This window comes from Devosia sp. J20-27 (assembly GCF_055808595.1).
The window spans coordinates 15,333-33,681 of the sequence record NZ_CM147875.1 but is presented as its reverse complement, the minus strand read 5'-3'; the positions used below and the strand labels follow the sequence as shown (position 1 = coordinate 33,681).

The 18,349-nt window shown below is 64.1% G+C and carries 14 protein-coding genes; 9 read left to right on the top strand and 5 right to left on the bottom strand.

Features of this window, described 5'->3' with window-relative positions; translation table 11 throughout:
• The first annotated feature begins 100 nt into the window (after positions 1–100).
• A complete protein-coding gene (locus AC0L4C_RS00140; protein ID WP_473401478.1) occupies positions 101–730 on the top strand; it encodes an EF-hand domain-containing protein in 630 nt (209 codons plus the stop codon).
• Between the two features lie 170 nt (positions 731–900).
• On the opposite strand, the gene AC0L4C_RS00135 is transcribed toward AC0L4C_RS00140, so the two are convergent.
• From AC0L4C_RS00135 to AC0L4C_RS00120, 4 genes are all read right to left on the bottom strand, one after another.
• Positions 901–2,166 (bottom strand): ATP-binding protein, encoded by a 1,266-nt coding sequence (locus AC0L4C_RS00135; protein ID WP_473401477.1) that lies wholly within the window; start codon positions 2,164–2,166, stop codon positions 901–903.
• On the bottom strand, positions 2,166–2,891 hold the full coding sequence (locus AC0L4C_RS00130) for a response regulator (RefSeq protein ID WP_473401476.1): 726 nt from the start codon (positions 2,889–2,891) through the stop codon (positions 2,166–2,168). Before AC0L4C_RS00130 ends, AC0L4C_RS00135 begins: the two co-directional genes overlap by 1 nt.
• Positions 2,892–4,666: 1,775 nt before the next feature.
• Positions 4,667–6,637 (bottom strand): putative bifunctional diguanylate cyclase/phosphodiesterase, encoded by a 1,971-nt coding sequence (locus AC0L4C_RS00125; protein WP_473401475.1) that lies wholly within the window; start codon positions 6,635–6,637, stop codon positions 4,667–4,669.
• A gap of 235 nt (positions 6,638–6,872) precedes the next feature.
• Positions 6,873–9,074 carry a diguanylate cyclase gene (locus AC0L4C_RS00120; protein WP_473401474.1) on the bottom strand — a complete coding sequence of 734 codons (2,202 nt, stop codon included), beginning with the start codon at positions 9,072–9,074 and terminating at the stop codon, positions 6,873–6,875.
• A 231-nt stretch (positions 9,075–9,305) separates the two neighbouring features.
• Between AC0L4C_RS00120 and AC0L4C_RS00115 the strand changes: the two genes are divergently transcribed.
• The 6 genes from AC0L4C_RS00115 (at position 9,306) to AC0L4C_RS00090 (ending at position 14,391) form a co-directional block, all read left to right on the top strand.
• The gene (locus AC0L4C_RS00115; RefSeq protein WP_473401472.1) at positions 9,306–9,512 is read left to right on the top strand and encodes a CsbD family protein; all 207 of its coding nucleotides are present in this window, start codon (positions 9,306–9,308) and stop codon (positions 9,510–9,512) included.
• Positions 9,513–9,936: 424 nt separating this feature from the next.
• On the top strand, positions 9,937–11,295 hold the full coding sequence (locus tag AC0L4C_RS00110; protein ID WP_473401471.1) for an ABC transporter substrate-binding protein: 1,359 nt from the start codon (positions 9,937–9,939) through the stop codon (positions 11,293–11,295).
• Positions 11,296–11,407: 112 nt separating this feature from the next.
• Entirely contained in the window at positions 11,408–12,421 is a 1,014-nt protein-coding gene (locus AC0L4C_RS00105; protein WP_473403566.1) for a carbohydrate ABC transporter permease, read from the top strand.
• The gene (locus AC0L4C_RS00100) at positions 12,421–13,623 is read left to right on the top strand and encodes a carbohydrate ABC transporter permease (protein WP_473401470.1); all 1,203 of its coding nucleotides are present in this window, start codon (positions 12,421–12,423) and stop codon (positions 13,621–13,623) included. Before AC0L4C_RS00105 ends, AC0L4C_RS00100 begins: the two co-directional genes overlap by 1 nt.
• Positions 13,624–13,733: 110 nt before the next feature.
• The gene (locus tag AC0L4C_RS00095) at positions 13,734–13,928 is read left to right on the top strand and encodes a hypothetical protein (protein ID WP_473401468.1); all 195 of its coding nucleotides are present in this window, start codon (positions 13,734–13,736) and stop codon (positions 13,926–13,928) included.
• Between the two features lie 40 nt (positions 13,929–13,968).
• Positions 13,969–14,391, top strand: a complete 423-nt coding sequence (locus AC0L4C_RS00090; protein WP_473401466.1) for a type II toxin-antitoxin system HicB family antitoxin — start codon at positions 13,969–13,971, stop codon at positions 14,389–14,391.
• Between the two features lie 6 nt (positions 14,392–14,397).
• On the opposite strand, the gene AC0L4C_RS00085 is transcribed toward AC0L4C_RS00090, so the two are convergent.
• Positions 14,398–15,426, bottom strand: a complete 1,029-nt coding sequence (locus tag AC0L4C_RS00085; RefSeq protein WP_473401465.1) for a LacI family DNA-binding transcriptional regulator — start codon at positions 15,424–15,426, stop codon at positions 14,398–14,400.
• A gap of 230 nt (positions 15,427–15,656) precedes the next feature.
• Here AC0L4C_RS00085 and bglA point away from each other — a divergent pair, with 230 nt between their 5' ends.
• Both bglA and AC0L4C_RS00075 read left to right on the top strand, forming a co-directional pair.
• Positions 15,657–17,318: a beta-galactosidase BglA gene (bglA, locus tag AC0L4C_RS00080; RefSeq protein ID WP_473403565.1), complete on the top strand. Its 1,662-nt coding sequence runs from the start codon at positions 15,657–15,659 to the stop codon at positions 17,316–17,318.
• A gap of 21 nt (positions 17,319–17,339) precedes the next feature.
• Positions 17,340–18,344: an ABC transporter ATP-binding protein gene (locus AC0L4C_RS00075; RefSeq protein WP_473401464.1), complete on the top strand. Its 1,005-nt coding sequence runs from the start codon at positions 17,340–17,342 to the stop codon at positions 18,342–18,344.
• Positions 18,345–18,349 lie beyond the last annotated feature (5 nt).

Below are 18,349 nucleotides of genomic sequence, written 5' to 3'. Positions count from 1 at the left end.
CAGCATTGCCAGGCCGCTGGCCGCAATGCTCGGTTACCAGTTGCCTGGCGCGGTCCCGGAATATTAAGGCCCGGTTAACTGCGCGGGCCGCCTTGCTCGGATGCCGATGAACGGCTCCGCAGGCAAGGAGGTCTTTGACATGTCGATCAGTGGAGTGGGCAGCAGCGCAACGATGGTGCGCAGCTTTCAGCCGCCCACATTCAAGTCTCTCGATAGTAACTCGAGCGGTGACATCACCCTCGACGAGTTGAAATCGGGTGCGCCAGGTGGCGCATCCGACAGCAAGAGTGCGGCGCGCGCCGAAAAGCTCTTCAACGCAATGGATGCAGACGGGTCCGGCTCCGTCTCCAGCGACGAAAAGGACGCTTTCGACGCCAAGGTCCAGCAGCGTCAGCAGGCCATGAGCTTCATGGCCCAGCAGATGTCGGGCGGCATGCGGCCGCTCAGCAATGAAGACATCTTTGCGGCGACCGATGCAGACGCGTCCGGCTCGATCAGCCTCGAGGAATTCTCCGCCAGCGATGCGGCCGAAGAACTCAGCAGCGAGCAGTTGTCCGAGCTCTTTTCGACCATCGACGGTGACGGCGACGGTACGATCAGCGAGAGGGAATCGTCGGCGTTTCTGGAGAGTTCTGAGGGAGGCGGCCGGTGGGCCGCAGGGTGGGCCGCCCCCGGGTGGCCCGCGTGGCGCCGGTGGTCCCCCGCCCGGCGGTCCGCCGCCGGGCAATGATAGTGCCGAGAGCGATGACGAGGATAGCACCGCCATCGATCTGCTCACGGCGGCAACGACCGCCTACGCGTCGACCCAGAAGAGCAGCGATCTGCTCTCGGTGCTGACGAGCATCTTCGACGAAGCGGCCTGATCCGGATGCGGGGCCGCGACGCCCCGCATCACCATCTTCACGTCGCCAGCCGGAGCGTCATCAGCTGTTCGAGGCCGCCTTCGGGGCGATTGCGGATGCTGATCGTGCCGCCGAACCGCTCGACGATCTCGCGGGCGATGGCCAGCCCCAGCCCGGCCCCCTTGACGGTCTGGGTGCGGCCCGGATTGGCCCGGAAGAATGGCTCGAACACCTGGTCGAGCAGCTCCACCGGAATACCCGGGCCGTTGTCCTCGATAGCGAGGCGCGCCGTCTCCGGACCGACGGTGAGATGCACCCGGCCGCCGCCGCCATGGGTGGCGGCATTGGTGAGCAGATTGCGCAGCGCGCGCTTGAGCGCCAATGGTCCGGCGATTACCCTGGCCGCGGGCAGGTCGGCGGCCTCGATACTGAGGCCAGCGTCGCGCAGTTCAGCAACGCATTCCCGCACCAGCTCGTCCAGAGCCACAGCGACACGGTCCTCGCCCGCTCCCTCCTCGCGCACGAGGCGGATGGCGCTGTCGGCAATGGCTTCCAGTTCGTCGAGATCACTGAGCCAGCTGCTGCGTTCCTCGTCGTCGAGAAACTCGGCCCGCAGCCGCATCCGGGTCATCGGTGTGCGCAGGTCGTGGCCGGCCGCTGCCACAAGGCGCATGCGGCTTTCCATGGCGGCCTTGACCCGGTCGGACAGTCGATTGAGCGAGGCGGCGGTCTGCCGCGCCTCGCCCGAACCGACCTCGGGGGTGTGCGGCAGCACCCCGTCAGGACCGACCGAGGCGATGGCATTCTCGAGAATGACAAACGGCCGGGTGACTCGCCGCGCCATGATCAGGGCGACGGCGACCACGCCGATCACCACCAGCGTCAGCCAGGCGCCGAGCGCTGCCAGCAGCGTGGGCGGTGGCGGCGGCGGCTCGGGAAAGTCGAACAGCATCCAGCGTCCGTCCTCGAGCTGCAGGGCGGCGACGGGCTCGGCGCCGTCGGCCTGCGTCACCTGCACCTTGCCCGGTACATCCGCAGCGGCGAGCGTGCTGGCCAATGCGGTCGTCAGGTCGTTGCGCAGCCCGTTGGCGGGCGGGGCGACAACCACTTCATTGCGCGGCTTGCGCCGCGGCGGCGGCCGCGTGCCGCCCTGGGTGGCTGCATAGAATTCCTGCGAGACGGCAATGTGCCGGGCCATCGGGCTGACCATGCGACTGGCCTCGTCGGCGCTGAGCACGACGGCGGTCACGGCCGTCGCCACCAGCACCACAGCCACGATCGAGGCGATGAGGATGAGGGCGATCTTGAGCTGCAGGCTGCGCATCAGGCGGCGTCATCCCGCTCGACGCGCACCGCCAGCTGGTAGCCGCCATTGCGAACCGTCTTGAACAGCGGCTCCTCGGTGGCCTGGCCCAGCTTCTTGCGCAGCCGGCTCATCAGCACGTCGATGGAGCGATCGAAGGGGCCGGCCTCGCGGCCCTGCGTCAGATCCAGCAGCTGGTCGCGCGACAGCACACGCCCCGGCCGGTCGAGAAAGACGCGCAGCAGGTCGAACTCGGCGCCGGTCAGTTCGATGCCCTGGCCGCCACCGTCGGTCACGCTGCGGGTGGTGATATCGGCACTCAGCCCGGCAAAGCGGAAGACGGCCCGCAACTCGGCAGGGGTCGTCGTCGGCGCGCCTGCCCGCCGCAGTACGGCCCGTACCCGGGCCAGCAACTCGCGCGGATTGAACGGCTTGCCGATATAGTCATCGGCGCCGATCTCCAGCCCGATGATGCGATCGACGTCTTCCTTGAGGGCGGTAGCGAGGATCACCGGCAGATGCGGCTGACGCTGGCGCAGGTGACGGCAGAGGTCCAGTCCGGAGCCGTCCGGCAGCAGCACGTCGAGAATGACCAGATCGAGCTTCTCGGTGGCGATGCGCTCGTTGAACTCGCGCTTGCTACCGGCGACGGACACCCGGAAGCCCTGCTCGCCCAGATAGCGCGCCAGAAGCTTGCGGATTTCATAATCGTCATCGACGACGAGAAGGTGAGGTGCTGCACTCATGCGCTCGATATCCATACCCTTGCCGACGATCACAAGCCGTCCGCCACGCCAATTTGCTGCTCAATGTAACTTGCATGGGCTGTCGAAACACTGAGCAATATTCGACCGACAGCAGAACGCCCCGGCCGGCGCCACTGCCTCCGGTTGTGATGCAGTCGCGAACAACGGCGGAGCAGAGCCCGTCGATGGTTCGAATGCCGGACGCGGGTAGGTTGCGCCCGGCTGCAGCTCGGCTCCGCCGTTGCCACCGGGATTTTGGGCGTTCACCGGAAAGGATCAGGGCATTTGCGGATCGCCCCTCCGCCGCAGGGTCGCCGTCTCGACCGGACCACGCTCTTCGCGTTTCTCCAGTCCGCCCCCCTGGGAATGAGCACGACAGACGCCCATCCACGGCAGCAAATTAAGGCGGCAGGTCACCTGGGCCTGCACACCCTCCCCGGCTTGGCCTGAGGGCAACCGACGCTACCCCCACCCGGCCTCGCTGCCCCAATCACTCGTCATGATCTCGCGTTTCGGGGCGGCGATGAGGGAAGTGTAACGCGGTGGGAGAGCGCGGGGATAAGTCTGTCAGCCGTCTGAACGGGTTTGCTGCAGGGTGAACGGCGGATGGCAGGGATTTGGGTACCACTGGGCGCCCTGGATGCCTCCCGGTTTCCTTCTCCCCTTGCGGGAGAAGGTGGCGCGCAGCGCCGGATGAGGGGTGTTGCCTCCACAACGTCCGGCTTGCAGCGGAGTGATGAGCTGTTGCCCTGCCATGACCCCTCATCCGCCCTTCGGGCACCTTCTCCCGCAAGGGGAGAAGGGATGGGGGCTCCCGGTCGATAGATGCAACTTCACCCGCGGCGGGCAGAGGACGAGCGGGAGGAGCATGGAGTGGCAGCCTGCACGCTGTCTGAACGGATTGGCTGTAGGGTGAACGGAAGATGGCAGGGATTTGGGGAGGTTTGGCCGCCGCAGATCTCTCCCGGTTTCCTTCTCCCCTTGCGGGAGAAGGTGGCGCGCAGCGCCGGATGAGGGGTGTTGCACCCACAACTTTCCGCGCTTGCAGCGGAGTGACGAGCGACAATGGCCAAGACCCCTCATCCGCCCTTCGGGCACCTTCTCCCGCAAGGGGAGAAGTGAGGGAGGGGTCTCGATCCTCATATGTATTTGCCGACACAGAAGGGAGAGGACGAACGGAAGGAGCATGAATAGGAAGTCTGCATGCTGTCTGAACGGAACGGCCGCAGCCTGAACGGCAGATGGCAGCGATTTGGAGAAGTTTGGTGGCTCACCCCTCGTGGTTCGACAAGCTCACCATGAAGGTATCGGGGCGAGAGCCGCAGCATCAGCGTTTCGAAGAACTCATCCTGAGCTTGTCGAAGGACGAGGTCGGGCAAGCAGCAGGCCGGTGCAGCGTGAGGAATTGTTGAATGGCGTCTGCAGTCGTCCCCCTCCCCGACCCTCCCCGCAAGGGGGAGGGTGGACCGACTGAGATAGCTGGGGGCAGGAGGCATCGATCTCCCGGTTTCCTTCTCCCCTTGCGGCAGAAGGTGGCGCGCAGCGCCGGATGAGGGGTAGGCGACATGTGGTGGTGTCACTGTTCCGGGCGACGCGAGAGCGGAGGCGTGGCCAGGGACCCCTCATCCGTCTCGGCGCTGATGCGCCGATCCACCTTCTCCCGCAAGGGGAGAAGGGAAGGGAAGGAGGGAAGGAGGGAAGGGGAGAACGGCAATGTCAGCGCAGGGCAGGGAGAGCCTCTTCCGGCCTCTCGAAGTGCGCGAAGATGGCGGAGGTCAGCGTTGGGTCGCGGCGGCGGGCTTTGACTCTTTCATTGGCGCCGACAGGGCTGGTGCGTTCGGCTTCTGGCTGGAGAGCGCCAGGCGCAGCAGGGCGGCGGGGAGGTCGGCGGCGGGCATTGGCTTGCCGTAGAGGTAGCCCTGCAACTGGTCGCAGGCGAGGCCGGCAAGTAGCTCGGCCTGTTCGGGTGTTTCCACGCCTTCGGCGGTGACCACCATGTTCAGGCGGTGGCCGAGCGCGATGATCGTATCGAGGATCTCCATCGCGCGCGCATCGCCGCTTTCAAGGCCCGAGACAAAGGAACGGTCGATCTTGAGCTTGTCGAATCCGAACTTCCACAGCGTCCCCAGGCTGGAGTAGCCCGTCCCGAAGTCATCCATGGCCACAGAGACGCCCAGAGCGCGAAGTGCCTGAAGCTGCGCACCGATGATCTCGGTGTTCTGCATCAGCAGGCTCTCGGTGACTTCCAGTTCCAGCCGGGAGGCCTCGAGCCCGGTCTCGGCGAGGACGCCTTCGACAACGCCGGTGAGATCGCCATTGTCGAACTGCCTCACCGAAAGGTTGACGGCAACAAACAGCGGCGCCGGCCAGGTCGCCGCAGTCTCGGCGGCCCTTGCCAGTACCCAGGCGCCGAGCTTGTTGATTGCACCGATGGTTTCCGCAATCGGGATGAATTCGGCAGGCGAGACGTTTTCCCCGGCCGCCGTGGTCAGGCGAAGCAGCGCCTCGAAGCCGAGGCACGCCTTGGTCTTTTCATCGAGCAGCGGCTGAAAGTGCACCGCAAACAGGCCCGTTTCGATGCCGGTGAGGACGCAACTCTCGATGTCGCGCCGCCGCGCAATCTGACGCTGGAGTTCCGGCGTGAACAGTCGATGCGTGTTCCGGCCGTCCAGCTTGGCCTGATAGAGGGCGAGGTCGGCGCGATGCAGGCGGTCGGTGATGGACGACTGTGTCCTGCGGCAGAGGTCGATCCCGATGCTCAGGGTTGCGTTGATCAGCAGTCCATCTGCCCGCAGGGGTTGCGAGACGAGGGACTGCAGTTGCATTGCGCGGCGCTCCACCTCGGCTGCCTGGCTGCACTTGAGGACGACAGCGAACTCGTCGCCGCCAAGCCGTCCGGCCACATCGCCGGGTTCGCAGCAACTGTTGAGGACCGTGCCGACATGGCGCAGAAAGGCATCCCCTGCCTTGTGACCCAGCGTGTCGTTGATCTGCTTGAAGTGATCGATATCGATATAGAGGACCGCATAATGCGCTCCGTCGGCCGGCTTGCTGTTCAACACGGCTGTCGCCCGTTGGGTGAAACCGCTCCGGTTCAGCACACCTGACAGCTGGTCATACTTGGCCAGATAATCCACCTGCCGGCGCGAACGACTTTCTTTGCGGCGGGCACGGACGAAGGCCATGTAGAGGAGCGACAAGGCGGTGGCAAATACGACAGACAGCGTCACCGACAGGATGAATGCTGCGGCATGAAGGGCGCCCAGGACGTCGGTTCGGTCAAAGCTCGTCTCGACCACGCCGACGACGCTGCCGTCGATATCCTTGATCGGAGCATAGGCCGTTGCGAAGGTGCGCGTGTCACCGGAGAGACTGGTCACCGCCTGGAGGGACACCGAGCTCCGGACGGTGGCTGCAACATCGGCGGCAATGCCGTTGACGGTGCGCCCTGCGGCGCCGGCTGTGTCGACACCGGCCAGTTCCCGGCCCTTCAGATCGAACAGCCTGACCCTGGCGAGCGAGGTCTCGCCGGCATCAAGCGGAACAAACCGGGGGTCTGCCTGGCGGCCCAAGCTGATTTGCTCGGCCAGTTGCGGCGCGCGCGCCGTGACCCAGGCCTGGGCCTTGCGGTCCACCACGTCGAGAATGGATCGGTCGATCATGTAGCCGAGCGCGAAACTGGCCCCCAGCACGAGCAGCAGAATTGTGGTTGGCGCGGCGACGAGGAGAGCTAGTTTTTTGCGCATGCAGGACCAGTTCGGAGAGAACAGCGATCATCGGACATTAGCTAATTCTCTCTGTTAAGAAGTTAAAATGTGGTCGAGCCGCGCGGCCTGGTGATGGCGTGGCGGCCTGCGATAGCCCCCGTTTCGGGGGCGGATCAAGGGTGGGGAGCAGTACAATCGGGGCTCTCGCCCCCCTCCCCGACCCTCCCCGCAAGGGAGGGTGGCCGAGACGGCGGGGGAAGGGGCGATCAACGCCTCAGCCGGTGGAGGAGAAGCGGTTTTCGACGCGGGCGCTCCAGCCCATGACGCGGTCGCGGCCGGCGCCCTTGGCGACGTAAAGCGCTTCGTCGGCGCGCGAGATCAGTTCCTCGGCTGTGCTGGCCTTGCCGTCATGCACCAGCGAGGCGACGCCCAGGCTGATGGTGACCACGGATTTGTCGCTGCGGTCATGCTCGAGCTGGAGTTCGCGCACGGCGAGGCGCAGCTGCTCGGCGAGGACAAACGCGCCGGCTTCATCGGTCTCCGGCAGCACGACGCAGAACTCCTCGCCGCCAAAACGGGCAACGATGTCGCCGGGGCGCTTGGCGCAGTTCTCGAGCGTGGCGGCAACGCGCTGCAGGCACTTGTCGCCGGCCAGATGACCATAGCGGTCGTTGAAGGTCTTGAAGTGATCGATGTCGATCATGATCAGGCTGATCGGCAGACGGTTGCGGCGGCACCTGGCGATTTCCTTGTCCAGCCGGTCGTCGAGAGCCCGGCGGTTGGGGAGGCTGGTGAGGCCATCGGTGGCGGCGAGCACCGCGAGCTGGGCGCCGGCGGCGCGCAATTCGGTTTCGGTGCGCTTGGCGCTGGTGATGTTCGAGACAAGCACCGTGGCACCACCAAGCGCATTGACCGACGTCCGCATGTGCAGCCAGGTGCCGTTGAACAGTCGCACCTCATGCTCGCTGCTCGTTTTCAGGCTGCGCATGATGTCGGCAGGACCGACCTGGGTCTGCTCGCCGCTCTCTTGTGCGGCCGCCAGCACGGTGGGCAGGTAGGCGCCGGGGACCCGCAGGTCGCCGGTGAGCGGAAACAGCTGCTGGTAGCGCTCGTTGCAGTAGACGATATAGCCGTCGGGACTGACAACCATCAGCCCGTCCGACATCTCGCGCATGATCAGCGCCATCTGGTTGCGGCTTTCAATCAGCTCGGCTTCGAGCTTCTTGCGCGCCGTGATGTCGCGGGTCATGCCGGCCAGGCCGATGGTGCGGCCGGTCAGGCTCTTCAGAGCGACTTTCGAGGTCTCGAACCAGCGTTCGGTCTCGTCGGCGTCGACGAGGCGCTCCTCGCGGGCCTGCATGGGCGAGCCGCCCACCATCACCTCGTATTCCTCGCGCATCAGCATCTCGGCGCGCTCCGGCGGGACCAGATCGCGGTCGGTCTTGCCGATGAGCTGCGAGGGGTGCTCGAAGCCGGCCACCTCGGCAACCCGCTGGTTGACCGAGACGAACTCGCTCTTGAGGTTCTTGATGTAATAGAAGTCCGGCGCCTGGGCGAGGGCAGCGCTGAGCAGGTTGCGCTCGCCCAGCAGGCAGGCGACGGCGATGGCGGTCAACGCGGCAGTGGCGGTGAACAGTTGCAGGGCGTGGATCTGCATGCGCAGGTCTGCGTCCATCAGGCTGATCGGGCCGACATTATGCAGCGTGGCAACCAGCGCCACCACTGCGGTCAGCAGCACGGCCAGCGAGGCGCCCACAAAGCCCAGCGAAAACGTCGCCGCGACGACGGCCGGAATGGCCAGAAACAGCAGCGGCATCGAGCTTTGCAGAAAGATCGCGGCAAGCGCGACGGCCACGATGCCCAGAACGAAAGCCAGCCGCGGCAGGATCACCGGATGCAGCAGGTCGAGGAGGTCACGGCGCCCGATCACCAGCAGCACCGGCGTGATCGTGACGAGGCCAAGGGCGTCGGCGGCGTACCAGTTGATGAAGATCTCGACGAAGTCGGTGCCGGCAAGTCGGGATAACATGTAAGAGGCGGCCCCGGCCGCGGCCACGGATGCCGGGCCCAGCGCTGACAGCACCAGCACGAACATCGGCTTGGGCCGGCGGAAGTCACGCTGACTGGTCAGCGTGGTGACGAAGAAGGCGCAGACCAGCACTTCGAGCGAGTTGCAGGCCGACAGCATCGCCGCGATCGCCAGTTCGTCCCCGGTCTGGAGATTGGCAAGGATATTGGCAGCGTAGGCCAGCACGATGAACAGCGGCCAGTCGCGGCGCTCATGCTTGAGCACGGCTGCAAGCAGCACCCCGTTGGCGATCCAGATAGCCGCGATCCGTCCAGTACCGCGGGTCAGTTCGATGCCGAACCACGCCGAGGCGAAGACGGCGATGGCAACCAGAATAGCGATGACAATCTTGTCGAGATCGCGCGGTCCCCAAGACGCGCGATCACCAGTTATTGGGGTGTATGGCATTGGAAGTGCTCCTGCTTCAGCCCGGCAGGATGGGCCGAAGCGTATGAAGCCGAACTTAATTCGGCGCGATACTGTCCTCGACCGCTCTTTAGGATGAATAAACGGTTAAGCCGAAGATACGGCCGGCCCGAGAACCGCGAAACGCGGCAGATCAGGTCAATTCGCTCGCGCAGGGAACCGTCGCGTTCGACTGCCGTTGTTCATCCACACCATCGAACAAGGAGAGTCGAAATGGACTGGAACCGTGTTGAAGGTAGCTGGAAACAGGTGACCGGTAGCGTCAAGGAACAGTGGGGCAAGCTCACTGACGACGATCTGGCCGAAATCGCCGGCAAGCGCGAACAGCTCGAAGGCAAGCTGCAGGAGCGCTACGGCAAGACCAAGGACGACGTCCGCAAGGAAGTCGACGACTGGTACGCCCGCCAGACCTGGCACTGACGCCAGGGCACCTGGATTACTGATGATGGCCTCGTTCCGCACGGAACGGGGCCTTGTCGTTTTGCTGCAGGCGCGCCGCGTCATTCCGAACGCATTTACAGATGCCGGGTCGCGGTCCCTCGCCGTCGGGTACGTACCTCGCGCCGCATCACGCCGGACAAACGGCCTCCCCTTGCTCGTCGGCCTCGTTTCATGCCACATTGCCGCACCGCCAACTGCCCAGACACCCTTGTTTTTCGGGCTGCCAAAACGTTTTGGGACCAAAACGTTTTGGGAATCGGGCAGAAGGTGGGCGCCGTTGATGCCGGGTAGACTGTGGCGGGTTCCGCGGGACCCGCGACCGGTATGGCATCGGCGCCAAAAAGACGGCCGCTCCGGCCAATTGACCGGTGCGGACAACACATCTGTGCGATGGGAGGACTACATGCACAAATACCTCTTGGCGGGCGTTTCCGCCGTGGCTCTGACCTTCTCGGCCGTGCAGGCCCAGGAGTTCAAGTTTCCCAAGGGCGAAGGCGCCTTCAGCTGGGATGCGCTGCAGAGCTTTGCCGATGCCCACACCGACCTGGCCGGCGAGAAGCTGACCATCTGGGGTCCGTGGCGCGAAGGCGGCGATCAGGAACAGTTCCTGACCGTACTGGCCTATTTCGAGGATGCCACCGGCGTCACCGTGGAATACGGTTCGTCCGAAAACTACGAGCAGCAGGCGCAGATCGACGCCGCAGCCGGCTCGTCGGCCAATATCACCCTGCTGCCGCAGCCGGGTCTGCTCGCCGACATGGCCTCCAAGGGTTACCTGGTTCCGCTTGGCGACGACATGAAGGCCCGCGTCGAGACCGAATTCGCCGCCGGTTCCTCGTTCGTGTCGCTGGGCACCTACAAGGATGCTTCGGGTACGCCGACCTTCTACGCCGTGCCCTACAAGTCCGACCTCAAGTCACTGGTCTGGTACTCGCCGGACAATTTCGCCGACGCCGGCTATGAAGTTCCGGAGACGTTTGAAGACCTGATGGCGCTCACCGACCAGATGGTCGCTGACGGCAAGACGCCGTGGTGTATCGGCCTGGGTTCGGGCGGTGCGACCGGCTGGCCGGCGACCGACTGGATCGAAGATCTGATGCTCCGTACCCAGACGCCGGAAGACTATGATGCCTGGGTCAGCAATGACCTCAAGTTCAACGACCCCAAGGTCATCGAAGTGCTCGAGCTGTTCGGCTCGATCGCCAAGGACGACAAGAAGGTCGCCGGCGGCGCTGCCGCTGTGGGCACCACCGACTTCCGCGAGAGCCCGCTCGGCCTCTTCGCGGTGCCGCCCGCCTGCTACATGCACCACCAGGCCTCGTTCATTCCGTCGTTCTTCCCCGAAGGCACGGAACTGGGCGTTGACGCCGACTTCTTCTACTTCCCGGCCTATGCCGGCAAGGATCTCGGCAAGCCGGTGCTCGGCGCTGGCGTGGAAGCCACCATCACCAAGGACTCGCCGGCCGCTCGCGCGTTCATCGACTTCCTGATGAACCCGATCTCCAACGAGATCTGGATGGCCCAGTCCGGCTTCCTCTCGGCCATGAAGGCGGCCAATGTCGATACTTACGGCAATGACACGCTCAAGGGCGAAGGCCAGATCCTGCTGAACGCCACGACCTTCCGCTTCGACGGTTCCGACCTGATGCCGGGTGCCGTGGGTGCAGGCTCGTTCTGGACCGGCATGGTCGACTTCGTCGGCGGCAAGTCCGCCCAGGAAGTTGCCGACGCCATCCAGGCCAGCTGGGATGCCATCAAATAAGCTGACGCAAGTTCAGCTCGCGACCCGGCGCCTCTGGCGCCGGGTCCATCAACGAGACTAAGCTGCCGGTGATCGACCGGTTATCCAGGGGAGGGGCGGCCTCGTGTCCGATATCATCCAGCAAGTTGTTGGCGCGCTGATCGCCATTGCCATCGCGCTTGGCGGGACGGTGGCCTATTTCTGGGGCACCAACTGGCTGCTCGACAAGCTGCTCACCAGTCCTGAAAGCGCTGGCGGCGATGCCATGACGCGCAGCGACAACCTGCGCAGCCAGATCCGGCCCTGGCTCTTTCTGGCGCCAGCGCTGCTGTTCCTGTCGGTCTATCTGGTCTACCCGGTGATCGAGACGTTCCGCCTGTCGTTCTTCGACAGCAGCGGTCGCACCTTCATCGGTTTTTCCAATTACCTCTGGCTGATGGGCGACGGGAGTTTCCATCAGGCCGTGTTCAACAACATCCTGTGGCTGATCATCGTGCCGTCGCTGGCCACCGCCTTCGGGCTGGTGATCGCCGTGCTCGCCGACCGGCTGTGGTGGGGCAATATCGCCAAGTCGCTGGTCTTCATGCCCATGGCGATCAGCTTTGTCGGCGCCTCGGTGATCTGGAAGTTCGTCTATGACTATCGCGGCGATGCCGACCAGCAGATCGGCGTGCTCAACGCCCTGATCACCTTCATCGGACTGCCGCAGCAGGCCTGGATCACCATTCCGTTCTGGAACTCGATCCTGCTGATGATCATCCTTGTCTGGATCCAGACCGGCTTTGCCATGGTCATCCTCTCGGCCGCCCTGCGCGGCGTGCCCGAGGAAACGCTGGAAGCGGCGCGCATCGACGGCGCCAACGGCTTCCGCATCTTCTTCGACATCATGATCCCGCAGATCTGGGGCACCATCGTCGTCGTCTGGACCACCATCACCATCGTGGTGCTGAAGGTCTTCGACATCATCTTTGCCATGACCAACGGCCAGTGGGACACAGAGGTGCTGGCGAACTTCATGTTCAAGTGGATGTTCGTGAACTTCGACTACGGGCGCGGCTCGTCCGTCGCCGTCATCATCATGCTGGCCGTGCTGCCGATCATGATCTGGAACATCCGCCGCGCCAATGCCGAAGAGGGGACCCGCTGATGACCGCCGCCGTTGATCGCGCCACCGAGGTTCCTCGCCCCACCACCACGACGCCGCGCACCGGCGCCAGGATCGATGTGGGCAAGCTGTTCACGCATCTGGCGCTGCTGTTCCTGGTCATTCTCTGGACCTTCCCGACCGCCGGCCTGCTGATCTCGTCGCTGCGCGACAAGGATCAGCTCGCCGTCTCGGGCTGGTGGACGGCGCTCTCGACCTCCACCTCGCTGGGCGTCAGCCGTATCGGCACCGCCGCCGACCAGGTCGAGGAGAACGGCGCGTTCGTCATCCGCGGCAATCTCTTCGGCACCGATACCAACAAGCATCTCGAAAGCTTCGGGCTGTCCAATGCGGAACCCGGCGCCACGCCGGCCGGCGGCAGCATGGAAATGAAGGAAGGCGGCACGATTTCCGTCGCCGCCGACGGGGCGTTCGAATGGACCAATGCCACGCAGTTCGAGCATACCCGCGGACCGCGCGTCTTTTACGTCGCCGGCATCTCGCCGCGCTTCACCATCGACAACTATATCGAGGTGCTGACCGCCAATGGCGTCGGCCGGAGTTTCATCAACTCCTTCACCGTCACCGTGCCGGCGACCATCATCCCCATCCTGATGGCGGCCTTTGCGGCTTATGCGCTGGCCTGGATGCGGTTTCCGTTCCGAGGACTGATCGTTGCCGTGGTCGTCGGCCTGCTGGTCGTGCCGCTGCAGATGTCGCTGATTCCGCTGCTGTCGCTCTACAACGGCATTGCCCAGACCTTTGGTGCGGCGGACGGCAAGACCTATCTCGGCGTCTGGCTGGCGCATACGGCCTTCGGCCTGCCGCTCGCCATCTACCTGCTGCGCAACTACATGGCCGGCCTGCCCAAGGAGATCATGGAATCCGCCCGCATCGACGGCGCCAGCCATTTCAAGATCTTTACCGGCATGGTGCTGCCGCTGAGCTTCCCGGCGCTCGCCTCGTTCTCGATCTTCCAGTTTCTCTGGGTGTGGAACGATCTGCTCGTCGCCATGGTGTTCCTCGGTGCCCAGGACAGCAAGCTGGTGCTGACCGGCAAGCTGGTGTCGCTGCTCGGCTCGCGCGGCAACAACTGGGAGATCCTGACGGCCGGCGCCTTCATCACCATCGTGGTGCCGCTGATCGTCTTCTTTTCGCTGCAGCGCTATTTCGTCCGCGGCCTGCTCGCCGGCAGCGTCAAATAGTGCCCTGAACCCTATCCTCCAGAGCAACTGCAGGGCCGGCGCAAGCCGGCCTTTTTGTATCCATAACGCACGAGGCTTGCAGGTCGGACATTTTTGTCCGATATTGCAGCATGAAACGAGAGCAGTTCATCAGGGTTCTGCGCAAGGAATGCAAAGCCAGGGGCTGGACGCTCGCTGTCGACACCCGCCTTGGAAAGGGATCGCATTACCGGCTGGAAGTGAACGGCAAGCGATCGACGTTGAAGTCTGGAGACCTGAGCGAGCTCTACATGGAGCTTGTACGCAAGCAGATCGGTTTGAAGTAAAGCCCAGGGGGTTGCCTGGGAGAAAGGGGAATGAGTGATCATGTCGTATCTGTACCGGACCGTGCCGAACGGATCCGGTGGCTGGATAGTCAATTTTCCGGATGTCCCAGAGGCCCTGTCAGAGGGCAAATCAGCAGACGAATTGTCGGCAAATGCCGCAGATGCACTGGAGACGGCGCTGCTTGGCTATATGAAGGACGGCAAGGATATTCCCGCCGCCTCGAAGCCACAGCGGGGCGACGCTGTTGCGGCGCTGCCAGTGCAGACTGCGGCCAAGCTGGCATTGTATGAAGCATTTCGCGGCTCGGGCCTGTCCAAAGTGTCACTGGCGCAGCTTTTGGGAAAGGACGAGGCAGAGGTGCGGCGCATGCTCGATCCATATCATGCCACCAAGCTGCCTGCCCTTGAGGGCGCCCTGAAAGCGCTGGGCAAGCGAATGACCCTGCTGATCGAACCGGTGTGACGCGACCTACCGCCCCGCCGGCAGCGGTTCGTTGAGGACACGGCCGTCAATGCCTTCGGCGAGGGCGAAGGTGGAGGCGATCAGGTGGCCGGCGGGGCCGCGATGCTGGTCGCATTGCGCGATCAGTTCGGTGATGAGGCTGACCCCGGCATCGCGCAGCGACGAACGCACGGTGCTGAAGTGGTCGGCAAAGGACGACAGATCGATATAGTGCAGTTCGTCATCCATCGAGGCGACATCGATATTGCGACCCGACCTCACGATGGCGGCGTGGCCCTCTACGGCCATCAGCGTCGAGGAATAGAGGATGGCCGTCACCTTCGGGTCGGCGAGTGCCGTTTCCGTCAGCTTGAAACCGGCGTCGCCCATCGGATGCAGCGAGTTCAGGATCAACGCGTCTGAAGGGCTGAAGCCGCCATCGGTCAGCGCGTCGACAACGCCGCGCCGGCGATAGAGCGCATAGGTGTAGTGCTCGTCGCCATTGACGAAGGCGATGCGGCGGTGGCCGTTGGCCAGCATCAGCCGGGTCAGGTTGTAGAAATTGCCGTAATTGTCGACGTCGACCCAGCCATAGCCGGCCGACCGCGCCTCGCGGCCATGCACCACAAACGGGCGGCCCGCTTCGAGCAGATAGGTGATGCGCGGATCGTCCTCGCTGGGCAGGTCGACGATGAAGCCGTCGACCGAATTGTCGTTGACGTACCGGTCATAGGCGGCGAGCCTGTCATCGGGCGTGTCGCTGGTCAGCAGCACATCGTAGCCGCCTGTCCGCGCCCCTCGCAGCACGCCCGCCATCACCTCGACGAAGTGCGGGTCGACGAATTTGCGGTCATTGTCCGATTGCACCCAGGCCACATTGTGGGTCCGGCTGGTGACCAGCCGCTGGGCATTGCGATTGGGCCGGTAGCCCATTTTGCGGGCGGCCTCGACGACGCGCTTGCGGGTCTTCTCTCCGACATCGGAATAGCCGTTGAGGGCCCGCGAGATCGTCGTAATGGAGAGCCCCAGTTCGGCGCCCATATCCTTAATCGTCACACTGCGCCCGGAGCGGGAATGTGCGGCCCCGCGCCTCTTGTCATTGCTCGCCATAAGCTATTGAAATTCAGTCATTTTATAGCAGCGCCAAGTTGGCGCCGCGGTTCCCCCCGGAGTTGACGGCCTGCCCCCTCCTTGGGTAAGGATAGCCTACTAAAACGTTTTGGCAAATGCGCCGTTAGGATGGGTATTCCGTGAGTGTTCCGCCCCATATGTCGCCTGTTCCACCCATGACGGAGCAGCGGCACGACCAGCCTTTCGAAGTCGACAAGGACTGGTGGCGCGGCGCGGTCATCTACCAGATCTATCCGAGGTCGTTTCAGGACCATAACGGCGACGGCGTCGGCGATCTCGTGGGCATCACCGAGCGCCTCGATTATGTCGCCGACCTCGGCGTCGATGCCATCTGGCTCTCGCCGTTCTTCACCTCGCCGATGAAGGATTTCGGCTACGACGTCTCCAACTATCGCGACGTCGACCCGATCTTCGGTTCGCTCGGCGATTTCGACCGGCTGGTCGAGAAGGCCCATTCGCTTGGCCTCAAGGTGATCATCGACCAGGTGATCTCGCATTGCTCGGACAAGCATCCCTGGTTCCAGGAGAGCCGTCTCAGCCGCACCAATGATCGCGCCGACTGGTTTGTCTGGGCCGATCCCAAGCCGGACGGCACGCCGCCCAACAACTGGCTCTCCATCTTCGGCGGTTCCGCCTGGACCTGGGACAGCCGCCGCATGCAATATTACATGCACAACTTCCTGACCTCGCAGCCGGACCTCAACTTCCACAATCCCGCCGTGCAGGATGCCATGCTCGATACGCTCCGCTTCTGGCTGGAGCGCGGCGTGGACGGTTTCCGCCTCGATACGGTGAACTTCTATTTCCACAGCCTGGGGCTGGAATCCAACCCGGTGGTCAAGCCGGAGGAGTTCAACGCCTCGACTGCACCGGCGGTGAACCCCTACAATTTCCAGGAGCATCTCTACGACAAGAGCCGCCCGGAAAACCTCGACTTCCTCAAGCGGCTGCGCGCCCTGATGGACCTCTATCCGGGCAAGACCACGGTGGGCGAGATCGGCGACAGCCAGCACCAGCTCGAGATCATGTCGGCCTATACCTCCGGCTCGGAGCGGCTGCACATGGCCTACACCTTCGACTACCTGGGGGGTGCGTTCGACGCCGGCCACTTCCGCCGCGCCATTGATGCGACCGAAGGCATGGCCACCAGCGGCTGGGTTTGTCTCGCCTTTTCCAACCACGACGTGGTCCGCCATGCCAGCCGCTGGTCGATGCACGGCCAGCAGGACGCCTTCGTTCGCCTGGCAGCGACGCTGCTGCTCTCGATGAAGGGTTCGGTCTGCCTCTACCAGGGCGAGGAACTCGGACTGACCGAGGCCGAACTGGCTTTCGAGGATCTGGTCGATCCCTACGGCATCGAGTTCTGGCCGCAGTTCAAGGGCCGGGACGGCTGCCGCACACCCATGGTGTGGCAGAGTTCGGCGCATCTGGCCGGTTTCTCGACGGCGCAGAAATCCTGGCTGCCTGTGCCCTTCGATCACATGAACCGCGCGGCCGACCTGCAGCTGCGCGACAATGACTCGGTGCTGCACCACTACCGGGCGACGCTTGAATTCCGCAAGCGCCACAATGCCCTGCTCAAGGGCGGTGTCCGGACCATCGACGCGCCCGAGGGGGTGTTGGCATTCCTCCGCACCGCGGACGACGAGGAAATGCTCTGCGTGTTCAACATGACCGACGCGCCGCTGGTCTATGATCTGCCCGAGGGCATGGTGGTCAAGGCCAGCCAGGCACCGGGCGTGACGGCGACGCCGGTCGGAGGGTCATTGAGCCTGGCCGCGTTCGCGGCCTACATTGGAATTGTGGACGGGCAATAAGTCCGCCGAGGAGGAGAAGCCATGTCGGATCTCAAGATTAGCAACCTCTACAAGCGCTATGGCAGCGTGGAGATTTTGAAGGACGTCAATCTCGACATCAAGTCGGGCGAGTTCATTGTCTTCGTCGGTCCGTCCGGTTGCGGCAAGTCCACGCTGCTGCGCTGCATCTCCGGGCTCGAGAACATCTCGTCGGGGACCCTGGAGATCGACGGCCGGGTGGTCAACGACGTGGCGCCCTCCAAGCGCGGCATCGCCATGGTGTTCCAGAGCTACGCGCTCTACCCGCACATGACCGTCTACGACAACATGGCCTACGCGCTCAGGCTGATGAACACGCCCAAGGCCGAGCTCGACCAGAAGGTTCGCGCCGCGGCCGACAAGCTGCAGCTGACCAGCTATCTCGAGCGCCTGCCCAAGGCCCTGTCCGGCGGCCAGCGCCAGCGCGTCGCCATCGGCCGTGCCATCGTGCGCGATCCCAAGGTGTTCCTGTTCGACGAGCCGCTGTCCAACCTGGATGCGGCGCTGCGCGTGCAGATGCGCATGGAGATCGGCCAGCTCAAGGAGCAGCTGTCCAACACCACCATGGTCTACGTCACCCACGACCAGGTCGAGGCCATGACCATGGCGGACCGCATCGTCGTGCTCAAGGACGGCATCGTGCAGCAGGTGGGCACGCCCATGGAGCTCTACGAGAGCCCGCAGTCGCTGTTCGTGGCGCAGTTCATCGGTTCGCCCAAGATGAACTTCTTCACCGGCGCCGACGCCGCCAAGTACAAGGCCACCACAGTCGGTGTCCGCCCCGAGCATCTCGACATCACTGCGGATGGCGCCTGGACCGGCAAGGTGGTCTATTCGGAGAACCTCGGCTCGGACAGCTACGTCTATGTCGACATCGGCGCCGAGGATCCGATCATCGTGCGCCAGCCCGGCAAGGCCACCTACCATGCCGGCGACAGCCTCAGCCTCGCGCCGCGCGGCGATGCCTTCCTGCGCTTCGACGAGGCCGGCAAGCCCATGACGCACTAGGCGTG

Coding starts and splice junctions, on each gene's coding strand:
- bglA (WP_473403565.1), top strand. CDS start 15,657: ATGACGGAGCAGCGGCACGACCAGCCTTTCGAAGTCGACAAGGACTGG.
- AC0L4C_RS00115 (WP_473401472.1), top strand. CDS start 9,306: ATGGACTGGAACCGTGTTGAAGGTAGCTGGAAACAGGTGACCGGTAGC.
- AC0L4C_RS00110 (WP_473401471.1), top strand. CDS start 9,937: ATGCACAAATACCTCTTGGCGGGCGTTTCCGCCGTGGCTCTGACCTTC.
- AC0L4C_RS00075 (WP_473401464.1), top strand. CDS start 17,340: ATGTCGGATCTCAAGATTAGCAACCTCTACAAGCGCTATGGCAGCGTG.
- AC0L4C_RS00095 (WP_473401468.1), top strand. CDS start 13,734: ATGAAACGAGAGCAGTTCATCAGGGTTCTGCGCAAGGAATGCAAAGCC.
- AC0L4C_RS00135 (WP_473401477.1), bottom strand. CDS start 2,166: ATGCGCAGCCTGCAGCTCAAGATCGCCCTCATCCTCATCGCCTCGATC.
- AC0L4C_RS00140 (WP_473401478.1), top strand. CDS start 101: ATGCCGATGAACGGCTCCGCAGGCAAGGAGGTCTTTGACATGTCGATC.
- AC0L4C_RS00125 (WP_473401475.1), bottom strand. CDS start 6,637: ATGCGCAAAAAACTAGCTCTCCTCGTCGCCGCGCCAACCACAATTCTG.
- AC0L4C_RS00100 (WP_473401470.1), top strand. CDS start 12,421: ATGACCGCCGCCGTTGATCGCGCCACCGAGGTTCCTCGCCCCACCACC.
- AC0L4C_RS00090 (WP_473401466.1), top strand. CDS start 13,969: ATGTCGTATCTGTACCGGACCGTGCCGAACGGATCCGGTGGCTGGATA.
- AC0L4C_RS00120 (WP_473401474.1), bottom strand. CDS start 9,074: ATGCCATACACCCCAATAACTGGTGATCGCGCGTCTTGGGGACCGCGC.
- AC0L4C_RS00130 (WP_473401476.1), bottom strand. CDS start 2,891: ATGAGTGCAGCACCTCACCTTCTCGTCGTCGATGACGATTATGAAATC.